Below are 22432 nucleotides of genomic sequence, written 5' to 3' on the forward strand. Positions count from 1 at the left end.
GCATCATTCATTACCGAGGTTCCTTTGCCCATGAGTCAGCCTGCCGCCGCGAAACGCCTTATCCTGATCGTTGACGATGACCAACTCCTGTTGGAATTCCTTGGCGAAGTCCTGCGCCATGCCGGTTACGAGACGGCCCTGGCCAATTCAGCCGAAGTGGCGCTGCAGCTGATCGCGCAGCGCGAACCCGACCTGGCCTTGCTCGACATCCACATGCCGGGCATGTCCGGCCTGGAGCTGGCCAAGCGCCTGCACGGCGAGACGGCCGTGCCGTTCATGTTCCTGTCCGGCAGCGGCGACAGCGAGTCGGGCAAGCAGGCGGCCGCCTACGGCGCCGTCGGCTATGTGGTCAAACCCGTCGACGAAGGCCGCCTGATGCCCGCATTCGAAGCGGGCCTGGCGCGCGCCGACGAGATCCGTCAGCTGCGTCGTACCGAGCTGAACCTGAATGCGGCGCTGGCCGCCGGCCGCGAAACGAGTCTGGCCGTGGGTCTCTTGATGGGCAAGTTCCAGACGGACCGCAACACGGCGTTCGAGGTGCTGCGCGACCATGCCCGCTCGAGCCGCCGCAAGATCAATGAAATCGCCAGCCAGCTGCTGCTGGCCGAGGAAACCCTGAACGGCTTGCACGGCGCCTTTTTGAATCGCGCAAAAACCAAGTAAGTGTTTCCCCTTGCGCCGGTGTGGCACGCCGGTGCGTGCCTTGTTATGATGTGACGATACGGCGCGCTGGCGCGCCTGATTCAACCACTGACAGGACACACATGAAAACCAAAGCCGCGATTGCATGGAAGGCGGGCGCTCCGCTGACGATAGAAGAAGTCGACCTGGCCGGCCCGCGCGAGGGCGAAGTACTGGTCGAGATCAAGGCCACCGGCATTTGCCATACCGATTACTACACCTTGTCGGGCGCCGACCCGGAAGGCATCTTCCCGTCCATCCTCGGCCATGAAGGCGCCGGCATCGTCGTCGACGTGGGACCGGGCGTGACGACCCTGAAAAAGGACGACCACGTCATCCCCCTGTACACGCCGGAATGCCGCCAGTGCAAGTTCTGCCTGTCGCAAAAGACGAACCTGTGCCAGGCCATCCGCTCGACCCAGGGCCGCGGCCTGATGCCGGACGCCACCTCGCGCTTCTCCATCGACGGCCAGCCGCTGTTCCACTACATGGGCACCTCGACGTTTTCCAACTACATCGTCGTGCCGGAAATCGCTCTCGCCAAGATCCGCGAAGACGCGCCGTTCGACAAGGTGTGCTACATCGGTTGTGGCGTGACGACGGGCGTGGGCGCCGTGCTGTTCACGGCCAAGGTCGAGGCGGGTGCCAACGTGGTCGTGTTCGGCCTGGGCGGCATCGGCCTGAACGTGATCCAGGCGGCGAAGATGGTCGGCGCCGACAAGATTATCGGCGTCGACATCAATCCGGCGCGCCAGGCCATCGCGCGCAAGTTCGGCATGACGCATTTCGTCAACGCCAATGAAGTGGAAAACGTCGTCGACACCATCGTGCAGCTGACGGACGGCGGCGCCGACTACAGTTTCGAGTGCATCGGCAATACCACCACCATGCGCCAGTCGCTCGAGTGCTGCCACAAGGGCTGGGGCCAGTCCATCATCATCGGCGTGGCGGCCGCCGGCCAGGAAATCTCCACGCGGCCATTCCAGCTGGTGACGGGGCGCGTGTGGAAGGGTTCCGCTTTCGGCGGCGCGCGCGGCCGCACGGACGTGCCGAAGATCGTCGACTGGTACATGGAAGGCAAGCTCAATATCGATGATTTGATCACGCACCGCCTGAAGCTTGATGATATCAATCAAGGTTTCGACTTGATGAAGAGCGGCGAATCGATCCGTTCCGTCGTCTTGTACTAATATAAATACGCCGTACCACGGCGTTTTTGCGGAGGCTGCGGCCTCCGTTTTTTTTGCCGCCGCGCTTTACCATCCATCGCGCCTATCGGTCGTCCAGTCCCTCATCCGGGCACTTCATCGCATGACGCTGGAAGCGCCGCCGGCACGCGGCTATCGTGGTCCCTGTCGCCGTACCACGGCGGCTTTGCGGAGGCCACTGGCCTCCTTTTTTTTTGCCCGCCGACTACCATCCATCGCGCAAGCCTGCCGTCCAGGCGCGCCTTTTTGCAGCCTGTCGCACGGCGCTGGAGCCGCCGGCCGGGCATGGCTAGAGTGGACGCTCCAACCATACCTATGAGGCAGCCATGTCCACTTCCCACCGTTTGATCCTCAGCCTGGCCGGCATCCTACTCGGCGGCAGCGCCCTGGCCGTGCAGCCGCCGCAGCCGCCCGCGCCGCCGGCCCCGCCTGCTGCGCCAAGCAAGCAGATCAGTATTTCCATGGACAGCGGCGATGGCTATGCACTGGTCGATGGCCAGAAGGACAGGGTCACCATGAGCGGCAGCGATGTGGATAACCAGCAGATCAAGCAGTTGAAACAGTCGATCAAGGGACAATTCCTGTGGTTTCGCGACCAGGGCAAGAGTTATGTGATGCAAGATCCGACGCTGCTGGCGCGGATCGACGAGGCCTGGAAACCATCGCAGCAACTGGGCCAGCAGATGAGCGTTCTGGGCCGGCAGATGGGAGCGCATGGCAAGGCGATGGGCGACTTGGGCAGCAAGATGGGCGACCGCGGACAGGCGCAGGCCAGGGCCGGCACGCGCGAGTCGGAACAGCTGCGCGCGCTGGGCCGCCAGCAGCAGGAACTGGGCCGCAAGCTGGGCGAGGCGTCGCGGCGCCAGGCAACGGCGACGACGGATGCGGCGCGCCGTACGGCCGAGCGCGATGTGGAACGCTTGCAGCAGCAGATCGAAGATGCCCAGGATGAAATGGAAGAAGCCAACGACCGCATCGCCGCCATCCATGAGAGCGAGGCCCAGCAGGCTGAAGTGATTTCGCGCCAGATGGAGCAGCGCAGCAAGCCGATGGAAGCGCTGGGCAAGCAGATGAGCGAACTGGGCCGCCAGCAAGAGAAGGCGGCCAAGGCGGCGGACAAGGCCACGCGGCAGGCCATCGCGCAATCGCTGAGCGAAGGCAAGGCCAAGCTGGTGCGCTGAGTGCTCAGGCCAGCCGCTTGCGCATCAGGCAGCGCAGCGCCGGATCATGTCCGTCTTGCGCCTCGCGCGCCAGCTTGTGCGCATGGCCTTCGCCCAGCGCCACGGCATCGGTTTCGCTGAAGCCGTGGCGCGCATAGTAGGGCGCATTCCAGGACAGGTGGCGATACGTGCTCAGGGTCAGGAAGGCGCAACCCAGCGCTTGCGCCTGGGCGGCAGCGGCCGCCAGCAGGCGCGCGCCCAGTCCCTGGCGCTGCTGCGGCAGGGCGACGGACAATTCCACGATGAACAGCTGGCCGTCGAGCGGTTCGGCGGCCAGGAAGCCGGCCGGCGCAGCGTGCCCATCGGTGGCGAGCCACACGCCACCCTCGCGCTGCAGCGCTTGTAAGGTGCTCAAGGGCAAGGGTTCTCCCTGCGCCAGCCATGCCAGCTCCGGCCCGGCCTGCGCAAACAGGGCGGCGGCGCTGCGCTCGACCTGGGCCAGCAGGGGCAGATCGGCGCCGCTGGCCGCGCGGATGGCGTAGCTCATGGCGCGTGCCAGACGGCGGTTGCGGCGCGGTATTGTGCCGGCAGCAGCGCCCTGGCGTCTTCCACGCTGTCGTACAGCTGGTCTTGCTGGCATTGCCATTGGGCATCACAGCTGAAGCGGTAGACGCGCGCCTCGCCTTCGTACTGGCACAGGGCCAGGCCGTGAATGGCGAGCGGCGCGGCGCCGGTGCCGCCGCTAACGTGGCCGAATGGCAAGTCGGACCAGGCCCAGGCCAGTACGCGGGCGCCGTCGATGTGGCTGGGAGGTGTCATGGGGGGCGGTTTCCGCGTGAATGTCATGACGCCGATTGTAGCGCGCACGCCCAAACTGGCGCGACCGCTGGACAAATGCACAGTATTTTTAGCCATGCCGGTATAATCACGGCATGCAAAATCTTCTTCACAACCTCAATCCCGAACAATACGCTGCCGTCACCTTGCCGGCCCAGCATGCGCTGATCCTGGCGGGCGCCGGTTCGGGCAAGACCCGCGTGCTGACCACCCGTATCGCGTGGCTGATCCAGACCCAGCAGGTATCGCCGCCCGGCATCCTGGCCGTGACCTTTACCAACAAGGCCGCCAAGGAAATGCTCACGCGCCTGTCGGCCATGCTGCCAATCAACACGCGCGGCATGTGGATCGGCACTTTCCACGGCCTGTGCAACCGCCTGCTGCGCACGCACTACCGCGACGCGGCCTTGCCGCAGACCTTCCAGATCCTCGATTCGCAGGATCAGTTGTCGGTGATCAAGCGCTTGTTGAAGGCAAACAATATTGATGATGAGAAGTTCCCGCCGAAGACGGTGATGTATTTCATCAACAACGCCAAGGACCAGGGCTTGCGCGCCACGGATGTGGAAGCGTATGACGCGCACGAGCGCAAGATGGTCGAGCTGTACCAGCTGTATGACGACCAGTGCCAGCGCGAAGGCGTGGTCGATTTTGCGGAATTGCTGCTGCGCACGTACGAGTTGCTGAGCCGCAACCAGCCCTTGCGCGAGCACTACCAGGCGCGCTTCCGCCACATCCTGGTGGACGAGTTCCAGGATACGAATAACCTGCAATACAACTGGCTCAAATTGCTGGCCGGCCACGGCAGCCGCGATGGCGGCGCCCTGTTTGCCGTCGGCGACGACGACCAGAGCATCTACGCGTTCCGCGGCGCCAACGTGGGCAATATGAGCGCCTTCGAGCATGAATTCCAGGTGCAGAACTTGATCAAGCTCGAGCAGAATTACCGCTCGCACGGCCATATCCTCGACAGCGCCAACTTGTTGATCGCGAACAATAGCAAACGCCTGGGCAAGAACTTGCGCACGGACGCGGGCCATGGCGAGCAAGTGCGCGTGTACGAAGCCAGCTCCGACCTGCAGGAAGCGCAGTGGATCATCGAAGAGGCGAAGAGCCTGATCGCCGATGGCGCCTCGCGCAGCGAAATCGCCATTTTGTACCGCTCGAATGCGCAGTCGCGCGTGATCGAACATGCGCTGTTCTCGGCCGGCATGCCCTACCATGTGTATGGCGGCCAGCGCTACTTCCAGCGCGCCGAGGTCAAGCATGCGATTGCTTACCTGCAATTGATGGACAATCCGCACAACGATTCGGCCTTCTTGCGCGTGGTCAACTTCCCCACGCGCGGCATCGGCATGCGCTCGATCGAGCAATTGCAGGCCGCCTCCGAGCAGTACGGCATCTCGCTGTACGCGGCCGTGCCGTACGTGGCGGGCAAGGCGGGCAGCGTGCTGGCCGGCTTCGTCAAGCTGGTCGAAGGCGTGCGCTTCGAAACGCAGCAGCTGTCGCTGCCGGAAATGGTGCGCGTGGTGCTGGAAGCGAGTACCTTGCTCCAGCACTATCAGAATGAAAAGGAAGGCGCCGACCGCATCGAGAATCTGGAACAGATGGTCAGCGCGGCCAGCCAGTTCATTTCCGAGGAAGGTTTCGGCCAGGGCGCGCCCGCGCACCTGGGGCCTGCCGCCCAGGCGCAGTCGGGCGCGCCCGTCGTCAACCAGGATGGCATCGAGATCCTCGACGCCGACGCGCCGTTGCCGGCCGTGATGTCGCCGCTCTCCGCCTTCCTCTCGCACGCGTCGCTGGAAGCGGGCGACAACCAGGCGCAGGCGGGCCAGGATGCGCTGCAGATGATGACCGTGCATTCGGCCAAGGGCCTGGAATTCGACAATGTGTTCATTACCGGCCTGGAAGAGGGCCTGTTCCCGCACGAAAGCAGCTCGAAGGAAGACAACGGCGTGGAAGAGGAACGGCGCCTGATGTACGTGGCGATCACGCGCGCGCGCAAGCGCCTGTACATGAGTTTTTCGCAGACGCGCATGCTGCACGGCCAGACGCGCTACAACATGAAATCGCGCTTCTTCGACGAATTGCCGGAGGAATCGCTGAAATGGCTGTCGCCGAAGGTGCAGGCGAACTGGTTCGGCAACCGCAAGTCGGCGTGGGACGAGGCGCCGCGCGTGGCCAGCCTGGGCTCGGACAATGCGATTGCGCAAAAGATCGCGCAAAAAGCCACGGGCGGCGGCTGGCGCATCGGCGAATCCGTGGCGCACGCCAAGTTCGGCGAAGGCGTGATCGTCAATATCGAAGGCGGCGGCGGCAATGCGCGCGCGCAGATCAACTTCGGCCAGCACGGCATGAAGGTGCTCGACCTCGGTATCGCCAAGCTGGAACGACTGGGACGTTAACACCTAAGCAAACCTGCTGCGCGTCGCGATTTGCAGGCGCCGATGCTCACTGCCTCGGCGGCCCCGTGCCTGCGCACAGCTTCGCGTCTCGGCCACAACCCGCTGCCGCTCGCTAGGGTTTTGTGCGATGTTACGGTAGCCAACGGTCATAAAAAAGGGCAGCCTGCGCAGGCTGCCCTTGTTGCATCTGGCCGGCGATCAATCGTTCGGCTTGTCCAGCGATACCGCCTTGCTCTCGTCGACGGGCACGCCGAAGATCTGGCGGTAGGCAGCGTAGAACGAGCAATGCATGATGACGGTCAGGATCATCGACAGCGGCATCATCAGCTGCACGGCCATCGGCGTGCGGCCGACGATCAGGAACAGCAGCTGGCTGGTGACGACGCTGATGGCGAACCAGGTGCTGGCGAACACGACGAAGGCCGACAGCGAGCGCCAGACGGCGAAAAAGCTGAAGAACAGCGCCTTGCCCAGGCCCGTTTGCTTCCAGTAGATCAGCGGTGCGGCAAAGCAGAAGGCCATGGCGGCCGGCACGTACAGGACGATGGTCGTCAGGATGGCCATGCCGACGTTCGATTCGCGGATGACGTCAGGCGACGTCTGCGGGTTCAGCTGGCCCGTGGCCAGCTGCCACAGCACGCCGCCGTCGACCAGGGTCGAGGCGCCGATGGCAACGATGGCTGTCAGGATGTACAGCACGCCCAGGCCCAGCAGCACGGGAAAGGCAGGCTTGCGGAAGCCCGAGATCAGCAGGCTGGGCAAGACGCGCTTGCCCTGGTCGATATTCAGGCAGCCTTGCACGAACGCGACGGAGAAGACGGGCACGAGGATGACGGGCAGCAACTGGCCGAGCAGGGGGACGATGCTGACGGCCAGCATGCAGAACATATAGCCGAGAAACAGCATCGACAGGCCGCCGGGTTGCTTGCGAAACAGGCCAAAGCCCTGTTTCACCCATTGCCAGCCTGTACTTGCAGGTAATTTTTCCATGTTTAAGACAGTTCCGGTGCGGGTGTGGTGATACGTTCGCGCAGAATGCGTTCGAAATGCGTGGGGTCGTGCGGGGTCAGCATTTCCGCTTCGCGCGGCTGGTAATAATCGTACAGGCGCGACAGCCAGAAGCGCAGTGCGGCGGCGCGCAGCATCGGTTGCCAAGCCGTGTGTTCCTCGGCCGTGAAGGGGCGCACGGCCTGGTAGGCGTCGAGCAGGGCGCGCACGCGCGCCGTATCGAGCACGCCCGTGTCGAGGTCGACGCACCAGTCGTTGACGGTGACGGCCACGTCGAACAGCCAGGTGTCGCAGCCGGCAAAGTAAAAGTCGAAAAAGCCCGTCAGTTGTTCGCCGTCAAACATGACGTTGTTGCGGAACAAGTCGGCATGCACGGGACCGCGCGGGATGGCTTTATACGTGTCGCAGGCGGCAAACGCGTCCTGGAAGTGGATTTCCGCGCGCAGCAAATGCGCCCTGGCATCGTCGAGGTGCGGCAAGACCAGCGGCGTGGTGGCGTTCCACCAGTCCAGGCCGCGCAGATTCGGCTGCTGCAGGGGGAAAACCTGCGCCGCCACGTGCATCTTCGCCAGCATGGCGCCGACGGCCGCGCAATGCGCGGCCTGTGGTGCCATCTGCGAGCTACCGTCGAGCTTGCTGACGATGGCGGCCGGCTTGCCTTGCAGGGCCGTCACCAGTGCGCCGTCGGCATTGGCGATCGGCGCCGGCACCAGCACGCCGCGGTCGGCCAGGTGGCGCATCAGCTGCAAATAAAACGGCAATTGCTCGAAACTCAGGTTTTCAAAGATCGTCAGCACATATTCGCCGCGCTCGGTGCTGAGGAAGAAATTGCTGTTTTCGATGCCGGAAGCGATCCCTTTGAGCGCCAGAGGCTTGCCGAGTGGAAATTGCGTGATCCACTGGCCGATATCGTCCAGGTGTAGCGCGGTAAAAACTGCCATGGGAAAAGGTCTGAGGTAAAAAAGTAAAAAAGCCGGCGGCCCCGCGTGTGGCCGGGGCCGGGCAATAAGATGGTGTCGGCTGGCCGCGCCGCTTATTTTGCCGGTGCGGGAGGCGCCGGCGCGTCAGCGGCTTCTTCGTCGCGTTGTTTCTGTTTTTTCTTGCCCAGGTCGAATTCCAGCACTTTCCATTGCGGGCCGCGCAAGGCGCCACCATTGGCCTGGTCGGCGCCGGCGGCCGGTTTCATGTAATACGTGCTGCCGCCCGTGGTGACCTTGACTTCGGACGTCACGCCCGCTTCGCGTTTCTCGGTAATCTGTTGTTTTGTTGCTGCTGGCGCTACGGTGATGGGCGCTTCGCCCATTTCCTCGATACGCTCCAGCTGTGGTGGCGCGTCGCTGGGCTTGGCCGGTGTCTGGGCGCTGGCAATGGCCGAGCATGCCAGCAGGGGCAGGGCGAGGAATGTCCAGAGTGTCGATGTACGCATCATGATGGGGTTCGCTTCCATGTGGTGGACTGCAGAAAATGCAGTGGTCATGCCGTCAATTTATCTATAGGGCATTGTAACAAACTGGTAAGCAATGCTGTTTACTTGCGCCGAAATAGGCCGCAACGGCCGCCGCTGCGCCCGCACGGGCCCGCCGAGGTGGCAAAAACGGCAAGAATAGGGCGTGCGCGGCCCGGTGGCGCGGCCCTAAACTCTGCGATAATTGTGCGATATTCCACCGCCCGCCGCGGTATCTTGCCGGCCGGCGCGGTTCACCTTATTTTATTGGCATTATGCAAAACACCCTGCTGTTAGTCGACGGTTCCAGTTACCTCTATCGCGCCTTCCATGCGCTGCCCGACCTGCGCAGCCCGGACGGTTATCCCACGGGCGCCATGCACGGCATGGTCAACATGCTGCGCCGCCTGCGCGCCGACTACCCGGCCGCCTATATCGCCTGCGTGTTCGATGCCAAGGGTAAAACTTTCCGCGATGACATGTATCCCGAGTACAAGGCCACGCGCGCCTCGATGCCGGACGACCTGCGCCTGCAGATCGAACCGATCCACGAAGCCGTGCGCGCCATGGGCTGGCCCATCCTGATGGTCGACGGCGTGGAAGCCGATGACGTCATCGGGACGCTGGCCGTGCAGGCGGCCGCCGCCGGCATGGACGTGGTGGTGTCGACGGGCGACAAGGACCTGGCGCAGCTGGTCAACAGCCAGGTGACCCTGATCAATACCATGAGCAATGAAAAGCTCGATGAAGCGGCCGTGCTGGCCAAGTTCGGCGTGCCGCCGAACCGCATCATCGATTATCTGTCGCTGATCGGCGATACCGTGGACAACGTGCCGGGCGTATCGAAATGCGGCCCGAAGACGGCCGTCAAATGGCTGACGCAGTACGACAGCCTGGAAGGCATCATGGACAACGCGGCCAAGGTGGGCGGCGCCGTGGGCGAAAACCTGCGCACGGCCCTGCCATGGCTGCCGCAGGCGCGCGCCTTGATCACCGTCAAGACCGATTGCGACCTGTCGGAGCACATGACGACGATCGCCGATTCGCTGGCGGCGAAACACGAAGACAAGGAAGCGCTGCTGGCCTTCTTCCAGCGCTACGGCTTCAAGGCCCTGCTGCGCGAATTGGGCGCGGCAGCGCCGCCGATGTCGCCGGTCGGCGCGCCGCCTGCCGCCGGCGCCTCTGCCGCCAACACGACGGGCGACATGTTTGCCGACGCCGCGCCAACGCCTGCGGCCGAGTATGAAACCGTGCTGACGGATGCCCAGCTGGATCAATGGCTCGCCCTGATCAATGCGGCACCCCTGACGGCCGTCGACACGGAAACCACGTCGCTCGAACCGATGACGGCGCAGATGGTCGGCATTTCCCTGTCCGTCGCCGAACACCGTGCCTGCTACATCCCGCTGGCGCACGATTACGCTGGCGCGCCCGAGCAGCTGACGCGCGAACACGTGCTGGCGAAACTGCGCCCATGGCTGGAAGATGCCAGCAAGCCCAAGCTGGGGCAGAACCTGAAATACGACAGCCATATCTTCGCCAACCATGGCGTGACCCTGCGCGGCATCGCCCACGATACCCTGCTTGAATCGTATGTGTTCGAATCGCACAAGAAGCACGACATGGACAGCCTGGCCCTGCGCCACCTGAACTACACGACCATCCCGTTCGAGGAGGTGTGCGGCAAGGGCGCCAAGCAGATCACGTTCAACCAGGTGGAAGTGGAGCAGGCGGCGAGATACGCGGCCGAGGATGCCGACGTCACCTTGCGTTTGCACAATGCCATGTGGGGCAATGTGGCCAATGATGACAAGCTGACCTTCATCTATGAAAAGATCGAGATGCCGACGGCCGTGGTCTTGCAAAAGATCGAGCGCAACGGCGTGCTGATCGATGACGCATTGCTCAACATCCAGTCGGCCGAGCTGGCCGTGAAAATCCTCGAGCTGGAAAAGAAGGCGTATGAACTGGCCGAGCAGCCGTTCAACCTGGGCTCGCCCAAGCAGATCGGCGAAATCTTCTTCGAGAAATTGAAGCTGCCGGTGGTCAAGAAAACCCCGACGGGCGCGCCATCGACGGACGAGGAAGTGCTGCAAAAGCTGGCCGAGGATTATCCGCTGCCGAAAGTGCTGCTCGAATACCGCGGCATGGCCAAGCTGAAGTCGACCTACACGGATAAATTGCCGAAGATGATCAACGTCACGACGGGCAGGGTGCACACGAACTATGCGCAAGCCGTGGCCGTGACGGGGCGGCTGGCGTCGAACGACCCGAACCTGCAGAATATTCCCATCCGCAGCGCGGAAGGCCGCCGCATCCGCGAAGCGTTCATCGCGCCGCCCGGCAGCCACATCGTCTCGGCCGACTATTCGCAGATCGAATTGCGCATCATGGCGCATATCTCGGGCGATGAAGCCATGCTGCGCGCGTTTGCCGATGGCATCGACATCCACCGCGCCACGGCGGCTGAGATCTTCGGCGTGCCGGCCGCGGAAGTGCAGAGCGAACAGCGCCGCTACGCCAAGGTCATCAACTTTGGCTTGATCTACGGCATGAGCGCGTTTGGCCTGGCCGGCAACCTGGGCGTGGACCGCACGGCCGCGCAAAGCTATATCGACCGCTACTTTGCCCGTTTTTCCGGCGTGAAACAGTATATGGAAGACACGCGCCAGCAGGCGAAGGCGCGCGGCTACGTGGAAACCGTGTTCGGCCGCCGTTTGTGGTTGCCAGAAATCAATTCGCCGAACGGCCCGCGTCGCCAGGGCGCGGAACGGGCGGCGATCAACGCGCCCATGCAGGGTACGGCTGCCGACCTGATCAAGCTGGCCATGATCGCCGTGCAGGGCTGGCTGGAAACGGATGGCTTGCAGACGAAGATGATCATGCAGGTGCACGATGAACTGGTGCTGGAAGTGCCGGATGCCGAGCTGGAACTGGTCAAGCGCAAGCTGCCGGAACTGATGGCCGGCGTGGCTGAACTGAAAGTGCCGCTGACGGCCGAAGTGGGCATAGGTAAAAACTGGGACGAAGCGCATTAATTTCTTAAACACACACTTCAGGAGAAACGCATGAGCGACATGATCACCGATTGTGAAAGTTTGCTGGGCCAGAGCAGCTTGTCCGGGCCCGATGGCCGGCGTGGTTTCCTGAAGGTGGCGCTGGGAACGGGCTTTGCCCTGGCCGTGCTGCCGGTGGCGGCGCAAAACGTCATCAAGACCGATACCGCCGGGCTGGTGACGACCACCGTCACGGTGATGGTCGATGGCCAGGCCGTGCCCGTGTATGCGGCGCAGCCGGAAGGACAGACGGGTTTGCCCGTGGTGCTTGTGATATCCGAAATCTTTGGCGTGCATGAGCATATCGCCGACATGGCGCGCCGCTTCGCCAAGCAGGGCTATCTGGCGCTGGCGCCCGACCTGTTCGTGCGCCAGGGCGATCCTACCAAGGTCGGCAGCATCCCGGAGTTAATGAAGGGCATCATCGCCAAGACGCCGGATGCGCAGGTGATGGCGGACCTCGATGCAGTTGTTGCGTGGGCGAAACAGAATGGCGGCGACACGGGCCGCCTGGGCATCACCGGTTTTTGCTGGGGCGGGCGCATCACGTGGCTGTACGCGGCGCACAATCCGGCCGTCAAGGCGGGCGTGGCCTGGTATGGCCGCCTGGTGGGCGAGCCCACTGCCTTGCAGCCGACGAATCCCATCGATATCGCCGCCACCCTGAAGGTCCCCGTGCTGGGCTTGTACGGCGGCAAGGATACGGGCATCACGCAGGAATCCATCGGCAAGATGGAGGAAGCGCTGGCCAAGAGCGGCAACCAGTCGGAATTCGTCGTGTATCCGGATGCGGGCCACGCCTTCAACGCCGATTACCGCCCCAGCTATGTGGCGGCCGATGCGAAGGATGGCTATGCGCGCTGCCTGGCCTGGTTCAAGAGCCATGGCGTGGCATGAGGGCGTCTGACTGATCCCGCTGCCGCTTGCGGGCGGCGATGCTTGCCGTCTCGGCGGCTACTCGTGCAGGGCCGCTTTTCGGCCACGATTCACCGCCGCTCGCGACGGTGTTATCCGGCGTCGGAAGCATGGCAAGAGTTAATTTTTCCGGAAATTGACGCGAAAGGCGCACCGGGCTGTAAAATGCCCGGTTCGCGTCAATGCAGTACAATTGCATCTTCAACGCGCCACGCCGCCGCCAAGCGCGACAAGAATTAAATAATAAGCAATAGTCATCAGGCCAGACGCCAGCACAGCGGGCGCCAGTGACCCGGCGCCATTTTGAGGTAAGAAAATCATCGATCCCGTCCTTTTATCCATTTTGCTCGCGACCACGATCGCGGGCGTGTTGAGCATTACCGCGGCGGCGATCTTTTCGTTTGCATTCCTGTCCAAGGTGGTCGAGCGCATGGTCAGCTTGTCCGTCGGCATCATGTTGTCGACGTCCTTGCTGCACGCCTTGCCGGAAGCGTTCGAGTCCCAGGCGGACCCGCGCAGCCTGTTCGCCACCCTGCTGGCGGGCTTGCTGGCCTTTTTCATGCTGGAAAAATTCGCCATTTTGCGCCATTCGCACCACCACGAGGGCGACGGCCACCACCATGCGCACGGCCACGACAAGCACGAGGCGGGCAAGGCCGGCTGGATGATCCTCGTCGGCGACGGCATGCACAACTTTACGGACGGCATCCTGATCGCCGCCGCCTTCCTGGCCGACCCGAAGCTGGGCCTGGTGACGGGCCTGGCCATCATCGCGCATGAAATTCCGCAGGAAATCGGCGATTTCATCGTGCTGCTGAACGCCGGCTTCTCGCGCCTGCGCGCCTATGTCTTTAACTTGCTGTGCAGCATGATGGCCGTGGCGGGCGGCCTGCTCGGCTATTTCACCCTGGACCGCGCCAGCAATTTGATCCCCTACGTGCTCGTGTTCGCCTCGTCCGGCTTCATCTATATCGCCTTGAGCGACCTGATGCCGCAGATGCAGCGCCGCGCCACCTTGCGCGAAACCATCCCCCAAGTGCTGCTGATCGCGCTGGGCGTGTGCATCGTGCTGTTCCTGACGCGGCACAAGCACGGCGGTTGATGCGCCGGCGCGTCGCGTGTAGTATGGCCTTTCTGACTAATTCAAAGCGAAAGGAGGAAAATATGGAAATTTTTGTGCTCGTCCTATGGGATGTGCGTTCTTTAAGCACATTTAGCCGCTCTTGCCCACGTTCTATCGCGCTGCGATAACCTGGCCAGAGCAAAGTTACCCTCCTCTACGAGTCCTTTCCTGGTACTCCGTTGTCGTTAGCGCTCCTGTTAACGCGGATGCTTGCATCCCGCACAAAGACAAGAGCCATGACTACCCTTATCTCTACACTCGCCTTACAGCTGGATACCCACGACGGTTTCCTGTTCCACGAACTCGCCTTTACCTTGCGCCAGGGCGACCGCATCGGCCTGATCGGCCACAATGGCTGCGGCAAATCCACCTTGCTGGGATTGCTCAGCGGCACGCGCGAAGCGAGCTCCGGCAGCATCCATTACGCGCGCGCCTGCCGCTTGCAGCACGTGGAACAGCACTTGCCGGCGGCATTGGCCAGCCTGAGCCTGTACGACGCCTTGCTGGCGCCCGTGCTCGATCAGCCTGAACTGCATTGGCGCGTCGACAGCCTGCTGGCCGAACTGGGTTTCGACCTTGATACGGCGCAAGTGCCCGTGCACTCGCTGTCCGGCGGCCAGCACACGCGATTGCTGCTGGGGCGCGCCCTGCTGCAGGAACCGAACGTGCTGCTGCTCGACGAGCCGAGCAATCACCTGGACTTGCCGTCGCTGCTGTGGCTGGAGCAATTCCTGTTGCGGTGGCGCGGCGCCTTCATCCTCGTCTCGCACGACCAGCGCCTGCTCGACAACGTGGCCACGCGCAGCTGGATCCTGCGCGACAGCCGCCTCTACGATTTCGACTTGCCGTGCGGCCCTGCGCTGGCGGCGCTGGCCGAGGCGGATATTGCCGCCGCCGCCCGCCATGCGGCCGAACAGAAGGAAATCGACCGCCTGTCGGCCAGCAGCGCCCGCCTGGCCCTGTGGGGCCGCACCTACGACAATGAAGACCTGGCGCGCAAGGCCAAGACCATGCAGCGGCGCGTCGACAAGCTGAAGGAGGTGCAATCGTTCGTCAGCGAGGGCGCGCCCTGGCGCCTCAGTTTGCGCGGCAAGGCGCTGGCGGCCGACCAGCTGCTGGCCCTCGACGGGCTGGACGTGCGCGCCGTGCCGGCCTCTCCCGTGTTGTTCCACGTCGGCCAGCTGTGGCTGAAACCGGGCGACCGGGTCGCCTTGCTGGGCGCGAATGGCAGCGGCAAGTCGTCGTTGCTGCGCCTGTGCTGGCAGGCGATCCAGGCGCAGCGGGAACGCAGCGATTTGCGCTACCACAAGGCGGCAAACATCGGCTATTACGACCAGTCGCTCCGGCAGCTGGCCGACGATGCGGATTTGTCCGACGCCCTGTATCCGTTCGCCGTGCAAAACGAAGCTGCGCGCAGCCAGGTGGCGCGCAAACAGGCGTTAATCTCGGCCGGTTTCCCGTATGCGCGCCATGGCCAGACGGTGGCCACCCTGAGCGGCGGCGAGCGGGCGCGGCTGCTGTTCCTGGGCCTGTCGCTGGCCAGTTATCACCTGCTGCTGCTGGACGAGCCCAGCAACCACCTGGACATGCAAGGCAAGGCGGAACTGGGCCTGGCCTTGCAGGGATTCGAAGGCGGCTGCCTGCTGGTGTCGCACGACCGCGACCTGATCGAGACGGCGTGCAACCGCTACTGGGTGGTGGCCGATGGCGGACTGGAAGAGTGGCTTGACGCGGCCAGCGCGTATGCGCGCCTGAGCCTGGAGGATGGGCAGGCGCCGGCGGCCGCGCCGCGCGTGGAAACGGCTGCGCTGGCGCCAGCGCAAACGGATGTCGACGTGCAGCTGGAACGCTTGTGCGAACTCGAGCAATTGCTGGCCGAGGACCTGGCCCGCAAGCCGCGCCATCAGAAGCCGGCCAGCCAGCAGGCGTGGCTGGCGGAGCTGGAACGGCTGAACCAGGCGCTGGGGATAACATCCTAGTTATCCACGGGTGAAAAAGTGGCGGACCACCGGGTCCGCCATTTTTTTAACTGCCGGTCGCCACGGGCCGCGCCGGGTCGGCGCACCATTCGCTCCACGAACCGGGATACAGGGCTGCGCCAGTCAGTCCCGCCACTTCCAGCGCCAGCAGGTTGTGGCAAGCCGTCACGCCCGAGCCACATTGCATGATGGCCGCTTGCGGCGCATCAAACAGCGCGCTGAAATCGCGTTGCAGTACCTCGGCCCCCTTGAAACGGCCATCGGCCTGCAGGTTATCCTTGAAGAAACGGTTTTTCGCGCCGGGGATGTGCCCGCCCACGGGGTCGATGGTTTCATTTTCGCCGCGATAACGGTCGGGCGCGCGCGCGTCGATGACGGTCAGCGCCTGCGTGTCCAGGTTGGCGATGACGTCCTGCACGGTGACCGTGCGCGTGAGGCTGGCTTTTTCCGTCAGCTTGCCGGCAGGGCGGGGCGCCACGGGCGTAACCAGCGGCAAGCCTTGCGCCTGCCATGCGGCCAGGCCGCCGTCGAGCACGGCGACGGCCGGATGGCCGACCCAGCGCAGCAGCCACCACAGGCGGGCGGCGAACATGCCGCCCTGGCCGTCGTAGGCCACCACTTGCGTGTCGTCATGGATGCCCCAGCCGCGCAGGCTGGCCAGCAAGGCGTTGCGGTCGGGCAGGGGGTGGCGGCCCGTAAAGTCCACGCCGCGCGCCGTCTTCGGGCCGGACAGGGCCGTGTCGATGTCGGCAAACTGCGCGTTCTGGATGTGGCCGGCGGCAAACGCATCGCTGCCGGCAGTCGGGTTGAGCAAGTCGTGGCGGCAATCGAGGATGACCCAGTTGCTGTCGTTGAGGTGGCTGGCCAGTTCGCTGGCCTGGATCAAGGTGGTGTACATCAGGAACGCTCCTTTACACTTCGCTGGCGATGGGATCCGTGCGCGCGATGGCGGCGCCACGGGCCGTGTTGCGGGTATTGTAATAGGTTGCCGCGATGCCCGAGGCCAGGATGACGCCGATGCCGAGCCAGCCGTGCCAGTCAAACAGGTCGCCAAAGATCACCACGCCCCAGAAGCTGGAAAAGACGATGCCCGTGTATTGCAAATTGGCAACAACGAGGGTCTTGCCCAGGCGGTAGGCGCGCGTCATGGCCATCTGCGCCATGGTGGCGCACAGGCCGATGGCGGCCAGCAAGCCGATGCCGTAGCCGCTCGTGTGCGCGTGCCAGACGACGGGGCCGCCGCCGGCGCTGGCCACATGGCCGATCACGCCGGCGAGGAAATTGACGATGGAGAAATAAAACACGACCCGGTATTCGGGTTCGCCCAGCAGGCCCAGCTTGCGCACCTGCAGGTAGGCGAGGGCCGACAGCATGCCCGAAATCAGGGCCGTGACGGCGCCGCCCACCTGGTCCGTTTCGAACACGGGCTGCAGCAGCAGGGTCACGCCGACAAAGCTCATGGCGATGGCCGCCACCAGCGGCCACTCGACCTGTTTCATGCCTTTCCACCAGCCGCCGGCCAGCAGGATCACGGCGATCCAGATGGGCGCCATGTAGTTCAGGGTCATGGCCGTGGCCAGCGGCAGGATGGCGATCGCATAAAACCACAGCCACAGGGCCACCACGCCCACCACGCCGCGCCACAGATGCTGGCCCGGCATCGTGGTCTTGAAGCTGCCGCCCTGGTACACGATGGTGCAGCCCATGACGGTCATGCCGATGATGCCGCGGTACATGACGATTTCGGACGTCGAATACATCTCCGACGCCAGCTTGACGCACACGCCCATGATGGCGAACATAAAACTTGCAAACAGCATCCAAAGAGATTGCATTGTGGCCTTTCACCTGAGCAAACCTACTGCGCGTCGCGGGGCGCGGCCTGCGATGCGCGCCGTACCAAAGTACAGCTGCGCTTCTTGGCCACGCCGCGCTGCCGCTCGCTGCGGTTCTGTCAGGTGTTGTAAGTGTAGAGTGAAACGAAAGAAGGGCCGCATTATGCGGCCCCTCTACTAAGATTACAGTTCGATATTGCTGCGGTACCACTCGTGGAAGTGCTGCATGCCGTCTTCCATCGGCGACTGGTAAGGACCCACTTCGCTTACGCCGCGCGCCACCAGGGCCTTGCGGCCCGCATCCATGCGCTGGGCGATTTCATCGTCCTCGACGCAGGTTTCCATGTAGGCGGCCCGTTCCGCCTCGACGAGTTCGCGCTCGAACAGCACGATTTCTTCGGGGTAATAGAACTCGACGACGTTGCGCGTCTTTTGCGGACCATCGGGCCACAGGGTCGAGACGATCAGCACGTGCGGATACCATTCGACCATGATGTTCGGATACAGGGTCAGCCAGATGGCGCCATACGGCGGCGGTTCGCCGCCGCGGAATTGCAGCACCTGCTCCTGCCACTTCTTGTAGGTCGGCGAACCGGCCTGCTGCAGGCCGCGGTGCACGCCCACCGTCTGCACGCTGTAATCCTTGCCGAATTCCCAGCGCAGGTCGTCGCAGCTGACGAAGCTGCCCAGGCCAGGGTGGAACGGCTCGACGTGGTAATCCTCGAGGTAGACTTCGATGAAGGTCTTCCAGTTGTAGTCGCACTCGTGGATTTCCACATGGTCGAACATATAGCCGGAAAAATCGAGATCTTTCGAGACGGACAAATCTTTCAATTTTTCCATCACGTTGTAGCCGTTTTGCTCGAACAGCAAGCCATTCCAGCTTTGCAGCGGCGTTTTCGACAGGTTCAGGCACGGCGTCTCGGGGAAATGCGGCGCGCCGATCAGTTCACCCTTGAGGTCGTAGGTCCAGCGGTGCAGCGGGCAAACGATATGATTGGCATTGCCGCGGCCGTTGAACATCAGCGCCTGCCGGTGGCGGCACACGTTGGACAGCACTTCGATGCCATTGGCGTTGCGCACGAGCATGCGCCCTTCGTTCTCAGACGCCAGGGTCGCAAAATCGCCGGTTTCCGGCACCATCAGCGCATGCCCGACATAGCGCGGGCCGGCTTGGAACAATTGCTGCATTTCACGCTGCAACAGCGTTTCGTCAAAATAGACGTGGACCGGAAGTTGCGCGTTTGAACGCGCCAGCTTGGCGTGAGTAGCCAGATCGGACATCCCAACCCCCCATAAATGTACAACGGTCAGCAGTGCCCCAGGCCATTCCCTGGGCAACCGCTACAGAGAGAAAGAATCCGCAAAGACCTGAATTCAAATTTGTTGAAACGGTATTTCGGACAGAACCGGCGATTATAGCGCGGATCGGCCTCGGCATTGCCAAACCTCCCGGCAAATTGGGCACTTTAATGAGAAACGTTGTCATTTACCGTGCAATTTCCGGTGGAGGGAGGCGATTGCGCTAAAATCCACTGACATGCTGGCAACGTCTTCCCCTTTGAACACGCCGATTGCGCTTTAGTTTTCACTTAATAGTGTGGTTTGTTCTAAAATAACGCTTCTATGCTGGCCGGGAGTCCCCGGCGTCTCCCTACAAGCCCCTCGTGCCACGAAGAGATCTGAGTCTATGTCGAAGAAATTAACTGCCGCTGCCGCAGCGCCGGCCTCGTTTGAAGAGGCAATGGCGGAACTGGCGCAGCTGGTAACGCAAATGGAAGCGGGCCAGTTGCCGCTGGAAGCATCGGTCGCGGCGTATCAGCGCGGCTCGGAACTGGTCAAGTATTGCGCGGCCCAGCTCGACGGCGTCGAAGCGCAGGTGAAAGTGCTCGAAGGCGACATGCTGAAACCGTTCGTGGATGCCGGCGAGGCCGCCCAATGACGGCCAGCGTACAACAAGGCAACATCGGCGTCACCTTCGGCGACTGGATGCAAGCCACCCAGTCCGGCGTGGAGCGCCGGCTCGAGCAGTTCCTGCCGGCGGCCGACGTGGTGCCGCACAAGCTGCACGCGGCCATGCGCTATGCGCTGCTGGGCGGCGGCAAGCGCGTGCGCCCGCTGCTGGTGATGGCTGCAGGCGAACTGTTCGACGCCGATCAAGACACCCTCGCGCGCGCCGCGTGTGCGCTGGAAATGATTCACGTGTATTCGCTCGTGCATGACGACATGCCGTGCATGGATGACGACGCCTTGCGTCGTGGCAAGCCTACCGTGCACATCGCCTACGACGAGGCGACGGCCCTGCTGGTGGGCGACGCGCTGCAATCGCAAGCGTTCATGCTGCTGGCCGACGGCGCGGCCATTCCGCCGGCGCGGCAAATGGCCATGATCAAGCTGCTGGCGCACGCGTCAGGTTCGGCCGGCATGTGCGGCGGCCAGGCGATCGACCTCGACAGCGTTGGCCTGGCCTTGACCTTGCCGCAGCTGGAACAGATGCATCAGTTGAAGACGGGCGCCCTGCTGCGCGCGGCCGTGATCCTCGGCGCGCTGGCGGGCAAGGACCTGGCGGCGGACGAGATGACGGCGCTGAACGCCTATGCGCGCGCCGTCGGGCTGGCTTTCCAGGTGGTCGACGACGTGCTCGACGCGACGGCCGATTCGGCCACCCTGGGCAAGACGGCAGGCAAGGATGCGGCGGCCAACAAGCCCACCTACGTATCGATCCTGGGACTGGAACCTTCCAGGGCCCTGGCAGAACAATTGCGGTGCGACGCCCATGCGGCGCTGGCGCCATTCGGGGACAAGGCACGCCGTTTGCGCGAGCTGGCGGACCTGGTCGTGCAGCGGAAGGCATAAATGAAACTGTTAGAAACCATCAATGAACCGGCGCAAGTGCGCAAGCTGGCACGCTCGCAACTGGTGCCGCTGGCGCAGGAACTGCGCAGCTTCCTGCTCGATTCCGTCTCCAAGACGGGCGGCCATCTGTCGTCCAACCTGGGCACGGTCGAGCTGACCGTCGCCCTGCATTACGTGTTCAACACGCCGCACGACCGCATCGTGTGGGACGTGGGCCACCAGACCTATACGCACAAGATCCTCACGGGCCGCCGCGACCGCATGCACACCTTGCGCCAGAAGGACGGCATTTCCGGCTTCCCGAAACGCGACGAGAGCGAATACGACACCTTTGGCACGGCCCACTCGTCGACGTCGATCTCGGCCGCGCTGGGCATGGCGCAGGCGGCCAAGATCAAGGGCGACCCGCTGCACGCGATCGCCGTGATCGGCGACGGTTCGATGACGGCCGGCATGGCCTTCGAGGCGATGAACAATGCGGGCGTGCAGGAAGACGTCAACCTGCTGGTGATCCTGAACGACAACGACATGTCGATCTCGCCGCCCGTGGGCGCCCTGAACCGCCACCTGGCGCGACTGATGTCGGGCCAGTTCTATGCGGCGGCGAAAAATGTCGGCAAGTCCGTGTTGCCCGGCCCCGTGCTGGAACTGGCGAAGCGCTTCGAGGAGCATGCCAAGGGCATGGTCGTGCCCGCCACCATGTTCGAGGAATTCGGTTTCAACTATATCGGCCCCATCGACGGCCACGACCTCGATTCGCTGATCCCGACCTTGCAAAATATCAAGCAATTGAAGGGCCCGCAATTCCTGCACGTGGTGACCAAGAAGGGCCAGGGCTACAAGCTGGCCGAGGCGGAGCCGATCTTGTACCACGGCACGGGCAAGTTCAACCCGGCCGAAGGCATCAAGCCGGCCACGGCGCCGGCCAAGATGACGTACACGGAAGTGTTCGGCAACTGGCTGTGCGACATGGCCGCGCACGACAAGCGCCTGGTGGGCATCACGCCGGCCATGCGCGAAGGCTCGGGCATGGTCAGGTTCGAACAGCAATATCCGAACCGCTACTTCGATGTCGGCATCGCCGAGCAGCATTCCGTGACCTTTGGCGCGGGCCTGGCCTGCGAAGGCTTGAAGCCCGTCGTCGCCATCTATTCGACCTTCCTGCAGCGCGCCTACGATCAGCTGATCCACGACGTCGCCCTGCAAAACCTGGACGTGACGTTCGCGCTGGACCGCGCCGGCCTCGTGGGCGCCGACGGCGCCACGCATGCGGGCAACTATGACATGGCGTTTTTGCGCTGCATCCCGAACATGGTCATCATGGCCGCGTCCGACGAAAACGAATGCCGGCAAATGCTGACGACCGGTTACCACTATCCTGGCCCGGCAGCGATCCGCTATCCGCGCGGCGCCGGCGCCGGCGCGGCCATCGTGCCGGAACTGACCAGCATCGAGATCGGCAAGGGCGAGATCAAGCGCCCGGGCAAGCGCATCGCCATCCTCGCTTTCGGCTCGATGGTGGCGCCGAGCGTGGCGGCGGGCGAGAAGCTCGACGCGACGGTGGCCAACATGCGTTTCGTCAAGCCGCTCGACGTGGCGCTGGTGAAACAGCTTGCCGCCGAACACGATTACCTGGTGACGGTGGAAGAGGGCTGCATCATGGGCGGCGCCGGTTCGGCCGTGGCCGAGGCGCTGGCCGCCGAAGGCATCGTCAAGCCTATCCTCATGCTGGGCTTGCCCGATACCTTCATCGACCATGGCGATCCCGTGCAGCTGCTGAAAAGCGTGGGCCTGGATGCCGCGGGCATCGCCGCGTCGATCGAGCAGCGCTTCCCTGCGGCCGGGCCGCGCCTGGCGATGGTCAGCTAAGACGCGCAAGCAAGAGAGAAGCGGCACTGCGGTGCCGCTTTTTCTTCGCCTGCTGG

20 protein-coding genes are annotated in these 22432 nt (G+C 63.4%); 11 read left to right on the forward strand and 9 right to left on the reverse strand.

The features are described 5' to 3' along the window. The first annotated feature begins 30 nt into the window (after positions 1-30). The 3 genes from AC1RDJ_RS20050 (at position 31) to AC1RDJ_RS20060 (ending at position 3070) form a co-directional block, all read left to right on the forward strand. Positions 31-663: an ANTAR domain-containing response regulator gene (locus tag AC1RDJ_RS20050; protein WP_071325380.1), complete on the forward strand. Its 633-nt coding sequence runs from the start codon at positions 31-33 to the stop codon at positions 661-663. Positions 664-764: 101 nt separating this feature from the next. Further along, complete coding sequence (locus AC1RDJ_RS20055; protein WP_493028487.1) at positions 765-1871, forward strand: S-(hydroxymethyl)glutathione dehydrogenase/class III alcohol dehydrogenase; 1107 nt, start codon at positions 765-767, stop codon at positions 1869-1871. Between the two features lie 344 nt (positions 1872-2215). Then, the gene (locus tag AC1RDJ_RS20060) at positions 2216-3070 is read left to right on the forward strand and encodes a hypothetical protein (RefSeq protein WP_493028488.1); all 855 of its coding nucleotides are present in this window, start codon (positions 2216-2218) and stop codon (positions 3068-3070) included. A gap of 4 nt (positions 3071-3074) precedes the next feature. Here the strand turns inward: AC1RDJ_RS20060 and AC1RDJ_RS20065 are convergent, their stop codons facing one another. Together AC1RDJ_RS20065 and AC1RDJ_RS20070 are read right to left on the reverse strand one after the other, a co-directional pair. Next, the gene (locus AC1RDJ_RS20065; protein WP_493028489.1) at positions 3075-3596 is read right to left on the reverse strand and encodes a GNAT family N-acetyltransferase; all 522 of its coding nucleotides are present in this window, start codon (positions 3594-3596) and stop codon (positions 3075-3077) included. Beyond that, positions 3593-3868 carry a hypothetical protein gene (locus AC1RDJ_RS20070; protein ID WP_071325377.1) on the reverse strand — a complete coding sequence of 92 codons (276 nt, stop codon included), beginning with the start codon at positions 3866-3868 and terminating at the stop codon, positions 3593-3595. The genes AC1RDJ_RS20065 and AC1RDJ_RS20070 overlap by 4 nt, the downstream gene beginning before the upstream one ends. A gap of 113 nt (positions 3869-3981) precedes the next feature. Here AC1RDJ_RS20070 and AC1RDJ_RS20075 point away from each other — a divergent pair, with 113 nt between their 5' ends. Then, entirely contained in the window at positions 3982-6291 is a 2310-nt protein-coding gene (locus AC1RDJ_RS20075; protein WP_493028490.1) for a UvrD-helicase domain-containing protein, read from the forward strand. Between the two features lie 198 nt (positions 6292-6489). On the opposite strand, the gene AC1RDJ_RS20080 is transcribed toward AC1RDJ_RS20075, so the two are convergent. From AC1RDJ_RS20080 to AC1RDJ_RS20090, 3 genes are all read right to left on the reverse strand, one after another. Further along, positions 6490-7281: a BPSS1780 family membrane protein gene (locus tag AC1RDJ_RS20080; protein ID WP_289889430.1), complete on the reverse strand. Its 792-nt coding sequence runs from the start codon at positions 7279-7281 to the stop codon at positions 6490-6492. A gap of 2 nt (positions 7282-7283) precedes the next feature. After that, entirely contained in the window at positions 7284-8240 is a 957-nt protein-coding gene (locus tag AC1RDJ_RS20085) for a homoserine kinase (RefSeq protein WP_493028491.1), read from the reverse strand. Positions 8241-8332: 92 nt separating this feature from the next. Beyond that, positions 8333-8776 carry a hypothetical protein gene (locus AC1RDJ_RS20090; RefSeq protein ID WP_232250975.1) on the reverse strand — a complete coding sequence of 148 codons (444 nt, stop codon included), beginning with the start codon at positions 8774-8776 and terminating at the stop codon, positions 8333-8335. A gap of 242 nt (positions 8777-9018) precedes the next feature. Here AC1RDJ_RS20090 and polA point away from each other — a divergent pair, with 242 nt between their 5' ends. Next, on the forward strand, positions 9019-11781 hold the full coding sequence (gene polA, locus AC1RDJ_RS20095) for a DNA polymerase I (RefSeq protein WP_493028492.1): 2763 nt from the start codon (positions 9019-9021) through the stop codon (positions 11779-11781). A 30-nt stretch (positions 11782-11811) separates the two neighbouring features. Next, positions 11812-12696, forward strand: a complete 885-nt coding sequence (locus AC1RDJ_RS20100; RefSeq protein WP_289889432.1) for a dienelactone hydrolase family protein — start codon at positions 11812-11814, stop codon at positions 12694-12696. A 219-nt stretch (positions 12697-12915) separates the two neighbouring features. Here AC1RDJ_RS20100 and AC1RDJ_RS20105 read toward each other — a convergent pair whose 3' ends face one another. Next, on the reverse strand, positions 12916-13146 hold the full coding sequence (locus tag AC1RDJ_RS20105; protein WP_198044011.1) for a hypothetical protein: 231 nt from the start codon (positions 13144-13146) through the stop codon (positions 12916-12918). On the opposite strand from AC1RDJ_RS20105, the gene AC1RDJ_RS20110 reads away from it, so the two are divergent. Both AC1RDJ_RS20110 and AC1RDJ_RS20115 read left to right on the forward strand, forming a co-directional pair. Further along, positions 13058-13816, forward strand: a complete 759-nt coding sequence (locus AC1RDJ_RS20110) for a ZIP family metal transporter (RefSeq protein WP_071325371.1) — start codon at positions 13058-13060, stop codon at positions 13814-13816. The two genes, AC1RDJ_RS20105 and AC1RDJ_RS20110, sit on opposite strands and share 89 nt — an antisense overlap. Positions 13817-14073: 257 nt before the next feature. Beyond that, entirely contained in the window at positions 14074-15816 is a 1743-nt protein-coding gene (locus AC1RDJ_RS20115) for an ABC-F family ATP-binding cassette domain-containing protein (protein WP_493028493.1), read from the forward strand. Between the two features lie 46 nt (positions 15817-15862). Here the strand turns inward: AC1RDJ_RS20115 and AC1RDJ_RS20120 are convergent, their stop codons facing one another. From AC1RDJ_RS20120 to AC1RDJ_RS20130, 3 genes are all read right to left on the reverse strand, one after another. Then, positions 15863-16714 carry a sulfurtransferase gene (locus AC1RDJ_RS20120; protein ID WP_493028494.1) on the reverse strand — a complete coding sequence of 284 codons (852 nt, stop codon included), beginning with the start codon at positions 16712-16714 and terminating at the stop codon, positions 15863-15865. Positions 16715-16727: 13 nt separating this feature from the next. Further along, on the reverse strand, positions 16728-17651 hold the full coding sequence (locus AC1RDJ_RS20125; protein ID WP_071325368.1) for a DMT family transporter: 924 nt from the start codon (positions 17649-17651) through the stop codon (positions 16728-16730). A gap of 183 nt (positions 17652-17834) precedes the next feature. After that, a complete protein-coding gene (locus tag AC1RDJ_RS20130; RefSeq protein WP_493028495.1) occupies positions 17835-18935 on the reverse strand; it encodes an aromatic ring-hydroxylating oxygenase subunit alpha in 1101 nt (366 codons plus the stop codon). A gap of 406 nt (positions 18936-19341) precedes the next feature. Between AC1RDJ_RS20130 and AC1RDJ_RS20135 the strand changes: the two genes are divergently transcribed. Genes AC1RDJ_RS20135 through dxs form a run of 3 tightly spaced genes read left to right on the forward strand, consistent with a single transcriptional unit; the run spans position 19342 to position 22376 of the window. Further along, positions 19342-19593, forward strand: a complete 252-nt coding sequence (locus tag AC1RDJ_RS20135; RefSeq protein ID WP_071325366.1) for an exodeoxyribonuclease VII small subunit — start codon at positions 19342-19344, stop codon at positions 19591-19593. Further along, complete coding sequence (locus tag AC1RDJ_RS20140) at positions 19590-20507, forward strand: polyprenyl synthetase family protein (protein ID WP_071325365.1); 918 nt, start codon at positions 19590-19592, stop codon at positions 20505-20507. The genes AC1RDJ_RS20135 and AC1RDJ_RS20140 overlap by 4 nt, the downstream gene beginning before the upstream one ends. Continuing rightward, entirely contained in the window at positions 20508-22376 is a 1869-nt protein-coding gene (gene dxs / locus AC1RDJ_RS20145) for a 1-deoxy-D-xylulose-5-phosphate synthase (protein WP_493028496.1), read from the forward strand. The last annotated feature ends 56 nt before the right edge of the window (positions 22377-22432 follow it).

This window comes from Janthinobacterium sp. GW822-FHT07H10 (genome assembly GCF_058798675.1).